Source organism: Gillisella taibaishanensis, assembly GCF_001938985.1.
Classification (GTDB): Bacteria; Pseudomonadota; Alphaproteobacteria; order Rhizobiales; family Rhizobiaceae; genus Allorhizobium; species Allorhizobium taibaishanense.
In genome coordinates this window covers 601,757-613,880 of record NZ_MKIN01000021.1, presented here as the reverse complement: position 1 = coordinate 613,880, position 12,124 = coordinate 601,757, and the positions used below count along the sequence as shown (strand labels likewise).

Genomic DNA, 12,124 nt, shown 5'->3' with positions numbered 1-12,124 from the left:
AAAAATAATCAATCAGATGAAGGGGAACTAAAAATGTCCGATACCAAACAGCCGTTCATGAATACAACGCGCCGCCAGGCGCTCAGCCTGCTTGCGCTCGGCGCCTCCGGCGTCGTGCTCTCAGGCTTGCCCACTCTGTCGCGCGCCTTTGCACAGGATACCAAGAAGGCCAAGGGTCAGTTGACCATCGGCTTTTCGCAGGAGCCGACTGTTTTCAATCCGCATATGATCCATATCGAAGTGGATGAAGGCATTCATTTCAGCATCTTCGATCCGCTGTTTTACGTGGACGAGAAGGGGGCTTTCGTGGCCGCGCTCGCCGCCGAAGTGCCGACCGTGGAGAATGGCGGGATTTCCGCAGATGGTCTCTCCTGGAAGGTCAAGCTGCGCGACGACGTGAAATGGCACGACGGCAAGCCGTTTACCGCCGAAGATGTCAAGTTCACGCTGGAACTGCTCGTCGATCCGAATTTCCGCTCCTGGCGCAAGACCGGCCACGAATATGTCCGCGACCTTACTGTGGTGTCGCCGACTGAAATCACCTGGAAGATGGAAAAGCCGTTCGCGCCTTACCCATCGATCCTCGCCTCGACCTTCATCACGCCCAAGCACATTCTGGGCGCTGCGGCCGACAAGAACACCGCGCCGTTCAACAACGCCCCTGTTGGTACCGGCCCGTTCAAATGGAAGGAGCGGGTTGCCGGCGATTACATCCTGCTCGAAGCCAATACTGATTATTTCGGCGCCGGCCCCTATATCGAGCGGCTGATCTACAAATACGTTCCTGACCTGAACGTGATGTATACCCAGTTCAAGACCGGCGACATCGATGTCGTCGGCCTGCAGTGGATCACGCCCGATCATTACGAGGAGGCCAAGGCGCTGGAAGGCAAGGTCGTGACCGTCGTGCCGGGCTCGACGGTGGAATCCTTCACTTTCAACATGGAGCGTCCGCAGTTCAAGGACCCGAAGGTGCGCGAGGCGCTTTACCACGCGATCGACAAGCAATCGATCATCGACGCGCTTTATTACGGTCTGCCGACGCCGACCGAAAGCTACGTGCCGCAGCAGTCCTTCTACTACAATCCCGATCTGCCGAAGCACGAATTTTCGATGGAAAAGGCTAAGAAGCTGCTTGATGACGCAGGCTGGAAACCGGGGACGGACGGTGTGCGGGCCAAGGATGGCGTCAAGCTTGCCTTTACCTGCTCGACCACGGCCGGCAATCATATCCGCGAACAGGTGCAGCAATATCTGCAGCAATCCTTCAAGGATCTCGGCATTGACATGACCATCTCCAACCTGCCGCCGGCGGTGATGTGGGGTGATTACTGGATGCTGTCGAAGTTCGACTGCGTCATCGTCGGTCTCGACTTCCTGACCGGACCGGACCCCGATACCTCGGATTTCTTCCGCTCGACCTCAAGCCCCGCCAAGGGCGGCTCCGGCCAGAACAATTGGCAATTCGTCAACAAGGAGGTGGACGACCTGCTCGCCAAGGGCGGCAGTGTGTTTGTGCCCGAGGAGCGCAAGGCGGCTTATTTCAAGATCCAGGAGATCATGCGCAGGGAACTGCCGTTCCTGCCACTCTTCCAATACGCAACCGTGCGCGGCCACAAGCAGGGTGTGGAGAATGTGGTGTTCAACATCAACACCCGCATCGATACCTGGAATGTCGGAAGCTGGAAACTCAGCTGATTACAGCAATGGTGACGGCGGTCGGCAACTCCAGATCAGGTTGCCTCACGTCTGCCTTTGCCCGTGGTCGTAAGACCTGCTCCGGTTTGTCCCGGGGCAGGTTTCCTGGACTGAACCGGAGCTATGCCCATGTTCTCCTATCTTCTGAACCGACTTTGGCAGAGTCTCGTTCTGCTTGTGCTCGTGTCGATCATCGGTTTTGCCGTACTCAATCTCGCGCCCGGCGGACCCCTGTCGCAATTTGCGCTGACGCCAGGTATGACGCGCGAAGCTCTCGACCGTATCGCCCACCAGATGGGGCTGGATCGGCCGCTGCCGATCCAATATCTCGACTGGGCCTGGCGGCTGTTGCGCGGCGACTGGGGCACGTCCTACCGTGATCAGCGGCCGGTGCTCGACATCATCCTCGGTCACATGTTCGCGACGCTGCTGCTGATGGGGTCGTCCACCGTCGTATCGATCCTCATAGGCACCTGGATCGGCATCAAGGGGGCAACCAAGCGCTATTCCCTGTTCGATTACACGGTGACAGTTGGCGCCATGGTGGCCTTGTCGATCCCGACCTTCTGGTTCGGACTCGTTGCCATCTATGTCTTTGCGCTGAAGCTCAAGTGGCTGCCGGCGGGCAGCATGTACACGATCGGCGATCAATCCTTTTACGATTATGCCATCCATCTGGTCATGCCGAGCCTGGTTCTGGCGCTGGTCAATATAGCGGTCTGGAGCCGCTACATGCGCACCGCCACGCTCGATGTCATCAACCAGGATTTCGTCCGCACCGCCCGCGCCAAGGGGCTGACGCCGCGCCGCGTGCTGATGAAGCACGTTGTCGGCAATGCACTTTTGCCGATGATCACGCTCGCCGGCCTGCAGCTTCCGACAATTCTCGGCGGTGCCCTGGTCACCGAGACGGTCTTCACCTGGCCCGGCATGGGGCGGCTGTTCCTCGATAGTCTCGGCTATCACGACTATCCCGTCGTCATGGGCCTCCTGATGTTTTCCGCCATTCTCGTGCTGCTCGGCAGCCTCATCGCCGACCTCCTGGTAGCACTCGTCGATCCGCGCATTCGTCTCGGATGATGCGCCGCCGCCGATTGTCGCCATGATTTGAAGGGTTTGACCATGTCCGCTGCAACGCTTTCCTCTTCCGCCCGTACTGCCGGTAGCCACTGGTGGCAAAACCGCACGCTGCGCCGGTTTGCCCGGCACAAGCTCGCCGTTCTCGGCCTCGTGATGATCGTGATCATGATCTTCGCCTGTATCGTCGGGCCGCATCTGCTGCCCTACGACGAACTCTACATCGATCTGCGTGCCCGCTTCGCGCCGCCGCTGACAGGCTATCACATCTTCGGCACGGATCCGCTCGGCCGCGACATTGCCGCCCGGCTCTTCAATGCCGGCCGGATTTCGCTGCTCGTTGGCTTCTTCGCCATGGTGCTGTCAACGGTGATCGGCACGGTCATTGGGGTAGTGGCCGGCTACTATGGCGGCAAGATCGGCGCGGTGCTGATGCGCTTCGTCGATGCCTTCCTGTCGTTTCCGAGCATTTTCCTGCTTCTGGCGCTCGCGGCCTTCGTCAAGCCCAGTCCGTTCATGATCACGGTCATCATCGCGGTCACGAGTTGGATGGAAATTGCCCGGCTGGTGGAAGCGGAGGTGCGATCGCTGCGCGAGCGCGATTTCGTAGCCGCCGCCCGCATGCTCGGCCTCCCCAACGCCCGCATCATGTTCCGGGAAATCCTGCCGAACGCCATTGGCCCGATTATCGTGGCATCAACGCTGACGGTGGCGCGCGCCATCCTTCTCGAAGCCTATATCAGCTTTCTGGGATATGGCATCCAGCCGCCGCTGCCGAGCTGGGGCAATATGCTGAACGGCGCCCAGCAATATCTCGACAAGGCGCCCTGGCTTGCCATTGTCCCCGGCGTCGCCATCACGCTAGCCGTCACCAGCTTCAATTTCATCGGCGATGGCCTGCGCGATGCGCTTGACGCCCGCAGCGACCTCAACTGAGGAGAGGTGTCATGACCGCCTTTTCTCCGTTCGGCACCACGCTATGGTATGCGACAGCCGCACCAGCGCCGCACACGGACGTGCTTATGGGGTCTGTTAAGGCTGATGTCTGCATTGTCGGCGCCGGCTACGCGGGCCTCACGACGGCGCTTGAACTCGCCCGAGCGGGGGTTAACGTCGTGGTGCTGGAACGCGAAGAGGCGGGCTTTGGCGGGTCTGGCCGCAATGCTGGCCATTGCACGCCAACCTTCACCCATTACAGCCTGCCGGAGCTACGGCGCATGCTGGGCGAGCCCTGGGCGGAAAGGCTGATCGAGCGCCAGACGCGCGCCAATGACCGGGTCTCGGCCATGATCCGGGACTATCAGATCGATTGCGAATGGGTCCAAAACGGGTACGTCATGGGCGCCCCGCACAAGGGGGCTATCGATGCAATCCGCCATAAGGTCGAGACCTATAATGCGGTTGGTGCAAATACTCGCTTCGTCAATCGCGACGAAGTGGCGGAAATCACCGGCAGTCCTCGCTTTCTAGGGGGATGGCTGCATGAGGAGGCCGGTCATCTCAATCCCCTCGGTTATGCGCGCGGCCTGGCGCGTGCGGTTCTGCAGGAGGGAGCAAAGATCTTCACCGGCTCGGCGGCGATTTCTTGCGACCGCAATGCGGGCGGCGGCTGGAGAGTCGCAACGGAGAAGGGTCACGTGATTGCCGACAAGGTGATCTTCACCACCGGAGCCTACACCGTTGGAGGGTGGCCGAAGTTGGACCGGACCTTCAAGATTCAGCGGGTCTTCGTCGCGGCCACCCAGATCCTGCCGGAGGAGATACGACGGTCCGTTCTTCCGCGCAACACGACGATCCATGATGGTCGCGGCGACATTTATGTCTATAAATACAATGCCGAGGGCCGCATCGTCGCCTCCATGTTCCCGATGGGACGGCGCGGCCGAGATATGGCCTATACTCGTCAGGTGATGAGCGAACGGCTGAAATGGCTGCATCCCCAGATCCGCGAAGACATACGCTGGGACTACTTCTGGTTCGGCGAACTTGACATGCAATATCGCACGGTGCCTCGGCTTTACGATCTGGCACCCGGCGTTGCGGCACTGACCGGTCTTTCCGGCCGCGGTGTGCCGACCGGCTCGATGCTCGGCTCCATCTTGTCGGAATGGGCGCTGGGAATACCGCAAAACGAGCTGGCATTGAAACTGGAGCCGCTGACGTCTGCCCCCTTCTACATGGCCTTCGCCCCGGCATTGACGCTGCGCTATTACCGCTTGCGCGACAACATCAAGACGAGGCTATCCGGTGCCCCCATGCCGCCGCATGCTTGATCTTGCCCTCAAAACCAGCGCCCGAAGCGCGCAATCCCAAACTCTCCGGAGACATTGATGACCATGCCGATCTACAATATTGCCGATGACATCGATCTGACACCCGCCATGCCGGCCGAGGGGCGCGAGAGCGGCTCCTGGCGCCGGCTGATCTGGCAGGATTCGGTCGAGAACGGCACGATCGTGGCGGTCTGGAAAGCAGAGCCCGGCATCTATAATTATCCGGGCCGAGATCTTGAAGAGACTTTCATCGTCATCGAAGGCGAGGCGCTCTACTCGCAAGGCTCGGAAAAATCGGTGACGATCGGCCCTGGCTCGATCGTCACTATCGCCAAGGGTGTTCCGAGCCGGCTCGACATCCTGTCTCCCTTCCGCAAGCTGGCGACAGTCATCCCCAAGCCTTAGGATAATTCGCCGTGGCAGTTCGCAATCGCTACTGCGGCTGGCCTTCGCAGAGCGGGACTGGGCGCGGCGGCGGCGCGGGATGGTCTGCCTTGAACTGGGCTATGATCGGCTCCAGCTTTTCCTTGGGCCAGAATTTCGGGGTGCCGATCGCCTTCAGGCAGGAACTGTTCCAGTAGACCCCGTCCGCAGCAGGCGTACGCCCGGCAGCGAGTTCTTTCGAGACCGCTTCGATATCGCGGGATTCGGGGTAGATATAGAGCGTGGTCGGATTGTCCTTGACCATAGACAGCACCTGCGGTGCGTCGTCCGGCGACCAGCTGGTACAGCCATCGCTGCGGCCAGCGGCGTAGTTGACGAGATTGCCACGCGGCACGTAGCCGTCACGATTGGCATAGGGACTATCCGGCTTCTTCATCATGCAGACGCCGGACACCAGCGCTGCTGCATGACCGCCGATGGCGCGTTGCCGGGCATTGGCGGTCTCGCCGATACCGTCGAATTGCACGAAGGAGCGGGTCAGAACCGCTTCCTGCTTGCTGGCCATCCGGTAGTAGCCCTTGAAGGACGTCTTGATTTCATTGGTCAGATAGGCGCCACCGGCTGTCAGATTGGAATCCAGCCCGTTGCCGAAGTTGCGCACGCATTCGCGCCCATTTGAGAAATTGGCGTTGGCGCCCAGATTACGGCCGCCGCCGTGACCGGCGGAGATTACCCGGAATGTCTTGTCGGCCTCGCAGATGATATAGAAGCGACCACCGGCAGGCCCCATCGTCACGTCGTTCGGGCGGGTGGCGTCCATGGCGAAGTAGCAGGCATTGCGCGTCTTGCCTTCCTTCACCTTGCTCAGATAAAGCGCCCGCGCCCGTTCCACGACAACGGGTGCGATCTGCCCGTTGCCCTCACCGACATGGGCCTGCAGCCAATCCGGCAGCCGGGTTGCGCCTTCGGCAGCAAGAGCCGGGGAGGAGAGGCAGACAAGCGCGGACAGTAAGCGGATCACGGTCGGACGAAAGGGGCGAAGCGTCATATCTCTCTTCCTGGCACTGGCATTTGTCTTGTTGCGTCTATCACACTCGCGGCTCATGCATTGCTCAGCAGGCATCCGCGATTAAGTTTCCCAGCGTGGGCGCAAGCAAAGGCATGGATGGCGAGCATCGAATGGTCAATGCGTCAAATCTTTGACGTTATACAAATTTCGCTGCATCGCGGCGGTAGGTCTGCCGGATAGGCCGTCCAGCTAGGAGCGTCTATCCGTCTTGGCTGCAGGAAGTAGCAGCACGGCGCGCAGGCCGATTGGGCTTGCCTGCTCGAGCGTTAGCGATCCGCCGTAGAGGGCGGCCAGTTCCGTGACAATGGCAAGGCCGAAGCCATCGCCTGCCACGCGCTCGTCTTCCCGTATTCCCGGTAGAAGCACGGCTTGGCGGCGCTCTTCAGGTATGCCGGGGCCGTCGTCTTCCACCAAGATCCGGACCAGTGGGCCAGTGCGTTCGGCTGAAACAAGAATCCGCGTCTGCGCCCATTTGCAGGCATTGTCCATGAGATTGCCGAGCATCTCTTCGAGATCCTTGCCATCGCATGCGACAAACACATCCGGCGTGACCGCATTTTGCAACGCGATGCCGCGGTCTGCATGGATCAGGCGGAGCGCATCCTCAATATCGGCTACGGTCTGGGCGAGATTGCTGCGGGCGATGGTGCCGGTCGCGACCATGGCGCGACGAGTGGCGCTGAGATGATGCTTGATCCTGGCCTCGATGCGAAGCACCAGGCGGCGCAATGCGCCTGGCGGGTCGTTGTCGTCGTTCAGGGCCAGCAGCAGACTGGCGACCGGGGTTTTCAGGCCGTGCGCCAGATTGGCGAACTGAAGCCGGGTTTCCGCCAATCGCTCTTCATTGGCTGATATCAGCGCATTGATCTTCGCGGCCAGTGGCGCAAGCTCAATGACGGGCTGATCGGCCAGGCGAGTGGCTTCGCCACGATTGATCGCATCGATATCGGCTCCCATGGCGCGCAGCGGCCGCAGCCCGAAGCGGATTTGCCACAAGGTACCGGCCATCAGCACCGCGCCGAGCAGCAGCATGGCTGGCGCCAGCCACATCAGGGCGTGTAAAACAGGATCGGAAAGCGCGGCTTGGGGGGCCGAGGCGGTGATGGTCACGGGTGCGCCCTCCACCAGACGGACGCTTTGGCGCAAGTGAAGGCTTCTGCCCCGGTCCTTGCCTTCGCCTGGTGCCGGCCGACCTGTCATCATCTGCAGGAAATCCTGGTCCGGTGGCGGGGCGTCGATCGTTCGGTCGCGCAGCGAGCGCGACGTCAGCCGCTGGCCCCCGCCTTCGATCTGCCAGTACCAGCCCGAGCCGGGGCGATCGAAAGGTGGCGCATCGAGCGGTGCAGATAGCGACAGTCGCCCTGCCGTGTCTCGGCTCAGCGCGCCGGCGAGGGCGGTGATCTGCGTGTCGAGCCGCTGGTCGATCTGCTCGCGGATCACGGTTTGCAAGGCGAGCCAGAGCACGACAGAGACGGTGACGACAGCGAGCGTCACGAAGATGGCGGAGAAGATCAGCAGCCGCCCTGCAATCGATTGAGGCCGGTTGAGCAAGGCGCGTTTCATGCGGATGCCGCCGTCAGCATATAGCCTCTGCCGCGCACGGTCTCGATGAGTTCGGCGCCGAGTTTCTTGCGCAATCGGCCGACGATGACCTCGAGCGAGTTGGAATCGACCTCGGCATCTCCGTCATAAACGCGCTCGTTCAACTCGCGCCGGTCGACAACGGTTTCCTTGCGCAGCATGAGGCAGGAAAGTACCCGCCATTCCAGCGCGGTCAGCTTGACCGGAAAGCCGTCGAGCTCGAATGTACCGAGTTGCGCGTCGAAGACCAGTCTGCCGCATTGCACCCGTGCCGCCCCATGGCCATTCGCCCGGCGCACCAGGGCGCGCAGCCGCAGCACCAGTTCCTCCAGCTTGAAGGGCTTGGCCAGGAAATCGTCGGCGCCAGCCTTGAAACTCGAGACTTTGTCCGGCCACCCGTCGCGAGCGGTCAGCACCAGCACCGGCAGATTACGCGAGCCATCGCGCCAGCCTTTCAGCACGGCGACGCCATCGAGTTTCGGCAGTCCGAGATCGAGAATGGCGACGTCGAACAGTTCAGTGAGCCCGGCATGCAAGCCATCCTCGCCGTTGCGGGCGACGTCGACGACGAAATTCTCTGCTCTCAGGGCGGCCGCAATGCGGGTGCTGAGATCGTCATCGTCTTCGACAAGCAGGATACGCATGCAAATGGACCTTCGTTCGACACGGATATGCGCGGCTACACCTATCGAAAATGGCTGAACTCAATCTGAACCAGCATGTTCAGCGGGCCGAGGGGAGGTAGCGCGTAGATTGGCCTGGTCAATGACGAAGGAGTTCGAATGATGAGCGACGAACATGCTGCCGGCCCCGCCGGTTTGCCCAAGCCCGATAAGGCCCCGCCGCCGCATGGCAGGCATCGCCGACGGATCTTGTTTCCGGCGCTTGCCGTGGCCCTTGCTATCGGTGCCGCCGGTGGTGCCGGTGCGATGAAACTGCTGCGGCCGGCTCCTGAAATGGCGGCCATGCTTCCGGTCTCTATCGCGGCAATGCCCGCATCCGGTCTCGTGACCATCAAGGGCACGGCTGCGGAGATCTACGGCAACAAGTTCATTTTGCAGGACGATAGCGGCCGCACTCTTGTGGATACCGGCCCGGCTGGCGATGGCAGCGGTCTTGTTGGCAAAGGTGACCTCGTGACAGTGCAGGGACGGTTCGATGACGGCTTCGTGCATGCCAGCTACTTGATCGGCAAGGATGGCAAGGCCGAGGCTCTTGGCCCCGCAGGCCCGCCGCCGCCACACCGGATGTGGGGCCCGGGCGGCCCACCGCCGCCGCCTGCGCCCTGATTTCAAGATCTGTTGAACGACGTTGAAACGGATCTTCGAAAAGCGAGCAGAACCAGCGCCAAAGCTGACGAATTTGGCATTCGGCTCGCTGCAGCGGCGAGGGCTATCACCTGCAAGCCGCTGAACCAAAAGGCGTCTGTCACGTTGACGTCTCGCCTTCCTACTCCCATGAAAGGATGAAGTGCATGAAACGCTATCTCTTGTCCGCCGTCGCAGTCGCGGCGCTCGCCGGATCGGCCTTTGCGCAGCAACCGCCCGCTCCCCCGGCACTGCCCGCTCCTTCGGCCCCTCCGGCTACAGGCGCGTCCGCACCGGCTCCGACACCACCGGCGCCTCCTCCGGGACCTGCCGGCCAGGCACTGGTTCCTCCGCCCCCGCCACCACCGGGTGGACCGGCGATGGCAGCACCTCCTCCGCCGCCGGGCGGGCCGGGTGCCTTTGGTGACCGAGGTGAGCCGGGCTGGCAAGGCTGGCAGGGCGGACCTGAAGATCGCGCCGGCCCGCCGCCGCGCGGCCCTGACGGCCCGATGGGACCCCGCGGTCATCGTCCGCCACCACCGCCGCCGCCGTCCAAGGCAGCACATTTCGTCATTGAGGATGGTGATACGCGCATCGATATCAAATGCGCCGATGACGAACCGATGAAGGCCTGCTCGGACACGCTCTTGCAGGTTCTCGACCGCCTGAATGGTCCCGCACAACGCTGACCTCGCGACGATGACGGTGCCGCACGGCTGGGAAACTGGCCGTGCGGTTCTTTGTTTAAGCGGCTAAATCAATCAATGTCCGGCTCATGCAGGATCCTGCACGCTCTGTCAGAGCATCCGCGACAACACTTCATCCTTCTTCACCAACCGGTGCCAGGCGACAGCTGCAATATGAAGGCCGAGCACGGCGAAAAAGGCATAGGCACCATATTCGTGAATGGTGGCGGCGAGGCGGGACAGGTCTCGATCCGCAGGCATGAGGTTTGGCCATTGAAACAGGCCGAACCAGGGAAGGGAGCGCCCGGCGGCGCCCGAGGTCATGTAACCCGTTACCGGCATCAGGATCATCAGCCCATATAGCACCATATGCGCCGCATGGGCGCCGGCCTTGACCGACCAGGAGGGCTGGGTGCGCCAGGAGGGCTCGCCGTAGGAGGCGCGCACCGGAATGCGCAGAACGATGAGGGCGAGGGCCGTCATGCCGAAGGATTTGTGGATCTCAAGGAGAAACTGTCGCTGCGGCGTGCCGGGAACGAGGTACGAACAGTAGAGACCCAGCCCCAAAGCGCAAATGATCACGAATGCCATCGCCCAGTGAATGAGCCTTTGCGGGCCACGGTAGCGATAGGGGGATTGCGCTTTGGTAGCGATCACCGCAGATGTCATAATTTTCTCCAGACAGGCTTCATGTTGCGCTGCAATCAAAGCACGGCCGGGTGCAGGATTGAAATGAACCAAGCGTGATCGTCCGTACCGTGGTGTTCACGACTTCGCAGCCTTTGCAACGAGGTGAGGTAGCTTCTGTCAAACTATTGATTTCTCTGGTCCACCAGCTCTTTTGCGTTTCTCGGTGGTGCCGGCAGATCGCTGAAACCCCTTAAAATCAACTGGTCTGGCTTGACAAGTTGAAGATCATATGGATTCTGTAAAGCGCTTTACTAAACCGGTTTACAACGGTGCCAACAGAGAGACCATAAGGTCCGGTGGCAGGGGAACGAAAGTGTTGATCATGGCGCAAACTCGTGCGACCAGCCTGAAAGACGTGGCCAGCGCTGCTGGCGTTTCGGTCGCGACCGTGTCGCGGCTTTTGAACGGCACGCTTGAGCTGCCCGCCGAGACCAAGGCGCGCATCGACAAGGCGATCCGCGATCTCAACTACATCCCCAATCCGCATGCGCGGCGCTTGAGCCGGGGCCGGTCCGACACGATCGGGCTTGTCGTGCCCGATATTGCCAATCCCTTCTTCGGCATGCTCGTGGCCGCAGTGGAAGAGGAGGCCGATCGGCGTGGGCTTGCGGTCTCGTTGTTTGCAACCCTGAACCGTCCCGGTCGGGAACTATCCTATCTCAGGCTTCTCGCCCGAAATCATGTCGATGGCTTGGTCTTCATCACCAATCACCCGGACACGCAAGAGCTTGCCGAACTGATCAACGCTACCGGCAAGGTGGTGGTGGTGGACGAAGACGTGCAGGGCGCGGCAGTGCCGAAGCTGTTCTGCGACAATTTCCAGGGCGGGCAACTGGCGGGCGAACATCTGGCCGATCATGGCCATAGGCGCGTGCTCTATGTCGGCGGTCCGCAGCAGATGATCAGCACGGAGCGGCGCTTCGCCGGCTTTGAAAGCGCCCTTTCCGCCGGCTTCGGCGATGATCTCTCCCTTATGCGTTACTGCGGCGACTACACCGTGGATTTCGGCCGCGCCGCCGCCCGCCGCTTCCTGGATGAAGGGCGCCCGGCCAGCGCCGTCTTCGTCAGCTCCGACGAAATCGCCATCGGCTTCATTGAGGTATTGTGTGCCGAGGGCGTGCGTATTCCCGACGATGTCTCAATGATCGGCTTCGACGACGTCGGGCCTTTGCATCTGTTCGCGCCGCCGCTGACTGCCATTCGCCAGCCGGTTCGCGCCATTGGGCAGCGCGCGCTGTCAATGCTTCTGGAAACCAATTGGGAAGATGCCTCCTCGCTGGCGCGCGAGGAGCTGATCCCCGTCGAACTCGTCGTGCGGAGCTCCGTTGCGCCGCCGATGTCTGCATAAGCAACGGTAAA

12 protein-coding genes are annotated in these 12,124 nt (G+C 61.4%); 8 read left to right on the top strand and 4 right to left on the bottom strand.

Annotation, left to right across the window (positions count from 1 at the left end):
- Positions 1–33 precede the first annotated feature (33 nt).
- The 5 genes from BJF91_RS09925 (at position 34) to BJF91_RS09905 (ending at position 5,453) form a co-directional block, all read left to right on the top strand.
- Positions 34–1,698, top strand: a complete 1,665-nt coding sequence (locus tag BJF91_RS09925) for a peptide ABC transporter substrate-binding protein (RefSeq protein ID WP_075614310.1) — start codon at positions 34–36, stop codon at positions 1,696–1,698.
- Positions 1,699–1,827: 129 nt separating this feature from the next.
- Entirely contained in the window at positions 1,828–2,778 is a 951-nt protein-coding gene (locus BJF91_RS09920) for an ABC transporter permease (protein WP_075614309.1), read from the top strand.
- Between the two features lie 42 nt (positions 2,779–2,820).
- Complete coding sequence (locus BJF91_RS09915) at positions 2,821–3,711, top strand: ABC transporter permease (protein ID WP_075614308.1); 891 nt, start codon at positions 2,821–2,823, stop codon at positions 3,709–3,711.
- Positions 3,712–3,722: 11 nt separating this feature from the next.
- Positions 3,723–5,048, top strand: a complete 1,326-nt coding sequence (locus tag BJF91_RS09910; RefSeq protein WP_075614307.1) for an NAD(P)/FAD-dependent oxidoreductase — start codon at positions 3,723–3,725, stop codon at positions 5,046–5,048.
- Positions 5,049–5,105: 57 nt separating this feature from the next.
- Positions 5,106–5,453: a cupin domain-containing protein gene (locus BJF91_RS09905; protein WP_075614306.1), complete on the top strand. Its 348-nt coding sequence runs from the start codon at positions 5,106–5,108 to the stop codon at positions 5,451–5,453.
- Positions 5,454–5,481: 28 nt separating this feature from the next.
- Here the strand turns inward: BJF91_RS09905 and BJF91_RS09900 are convergent, their stop codons facing one another.
- The 3 genes from BJF91_RS09900 to BJF91_RS09890 all read right to left on the bottom strand — a co-directional run bounded on the left by BJF91_RS09900 (position 5,482) and on the right by BJF91_RS09890 (position 8,726).
- Entirely contained in the window at positions 5,482–6,480 is a 999-nt protein-coding gene (locus BJF91_RS09900) for a hypothetical protein (protein WP_075614305.1), read from the bottom strand.
- 210 nt (positions 6,481–6,690) lie between these two features.
- Entirely contained in the window at positions 6,691–8,064 is a 1,374-nt protein-coding gene (locus BJF91_RS09895) for a sensor histidine kinase (protein ID WP_075614304.1), read from the bottom strand.
- Positions 8,061–8,726 carry a response regulator transcription factor gene (locus BJF91_RS09890; RefSeq protein ID WP_075614303.1) on the bottom strand — a complete coding sequence of 222 codons (666 nt, stop codon included), beginning with the start codon at positions 8,724–8,726 and terminating at the stop codon, positions 8,061–8,063. The genes BJF91_RS09895 and BJF91_RS09890 overlap by 4 nt, the downstream gene beginning before the upstream one ends.
- A 138-nt stretch (positions 8,727–8,864) precedes the next feature.
- Between BJF91_RS09890 and BJF91_RS09885 the strand changes: the two genes are divergently transcribed.
- A complete protein-coding gene (locus BJF91_RS09885) occupies positions 8,865–9,371 on the top strand; it encodes a hypothetical protein (protein ID WP_075614302.1) in 507 nt (168 codons plus the stop codon).
- Between the two features lie 185 nt (positions 9,372–9,556).
- Positions 9,557–10,078 (top strand): hypothetical protein, encoded by a 522-nt coding sequence (locus BJF91_RS09880; RefSeq protein WP_075614301.1) that lies wholly within the window; start codon positions 9,557–9,559, stop codon positions 10,076–10,078.
- A gap of 108 nt (positions 10,079–10,186) precedes the next feature.
- On the opposite strand, the gene BJF91_RS09875 is transcribed toward BJF91_RS09880, so the two are convergent.
- On the bottom strand, positions 10,187–10,744 hold the full coding sequence (locus BJF91_RS09875) for a cytochrome b (RefSeq protein ID WP_075614300.1): 558 nt from the start codon (positions 10,742–10,744) through the stop codon (positions 10,187–10,189).
- Positions 10,745–11,087: 343 nt separating this feature from the next.
- Between BJF91_RS09875 and BJF91_RS09870 the strand changes: the two genes are divergently transcribed.
- Complete coding sequence (locus BJF91_RS09870; protein WP_075614299.1) at positions 11,088–12,113, top strand: LacI family DNA-binding transcriptional regulator; 1,026 nt, start codon at positions 11,088–11,090, stop codon at positions 12,111–12,113.
- The last annotated feature ends 11 nt before the right edge of the window (positions 12,114–12,124 follow it).

Bases quoted from the DNA above. Each gene is read 5' to 3' on its own strand.
- BJF91_RS09925 (WP_075614310.1), top strand. From the start codon at position 34: ATGTCCGATACCAAACAGCCGTTCATGAATACAACGCGCCGCCAGGCG.
- BJF91_RS09920 (WP_075614309.1), top strand. From the start codon at position 1,828: ATGTTCTCCTATCTTCTGAACCGACTTTGGCAGAGTCTCGTTCTGCTT.
- BJF91_RS09915 (WP_075614308.1), top strand. From the start codon at position 2,821: ATGTCCGCTGCAACGCTTTCCTCTTCCGCCCGTACTGCCGGTAGCCAC.
- BJF91_RS09910 (WP_075614307.1), top strand. From the start codon at position 3,723: ATGACCGCCTTTTCTCCGTTCGGCACCACGCTATGGTATGCGACAGCC.
- BJF91_RS09905 (WP_075614306.1), top strand. From the start codon at position 5,106: ATGACCATGCCGATCTACAATATTGCCGATGACATCGATCTGACACCC.
- BJF91_RS09900 (WP_075614305.1), bottom strand. From the start codon at position 6,480: ATGACGCTTCGCCCCTTTCGTCCGACCGTGATCCGCTTACTGTCCGCG.
- BJF91_RS09895 (WP_075614304.1), bottom strand. From the start codon at position 8,064: ATGAAACGCGCCTTGCTCAACCGGCCTCAATCGATTGCAGGGCGGCTG.
- BJF91_RS09890 (WP_075614303.1), bottom strand. From the start codon at position 8,726: ATGCGTATCCTGCTTGTCGAAGACGATGACGATCTCAGCACCCGCATT.
- BJF91_RS09885 (WP_075614302.1), top strand. From the start codon at position 8,865: ATGATGAGCGACGAACATGCTGCCGGCCCCGCCGGTTTGCCCAAGCCC.
- BJF91_RS09880 (WP_075614301.1), top strand. From the start codon at position 9,557: ATGAAACGCTATCTCTTGTCCGCCGTCGCAGTCGCGGCGCTCGCCGGA.
- BJF91_RS09875 (WP_075614300.1), bottom strand. From the start codon at position 10,744: ATGACATCTGCGGTGATCGCTACCAAAGCGCAATCCCCCTATCGCTAC.
- BJF91_RS09870 (WP_075614299.1), top strand. From the start codon at position 11,088: ATGGCGCAAACTCGTGCGACCAGCCTGAAAGACGTGGCCAGCGCTGCT.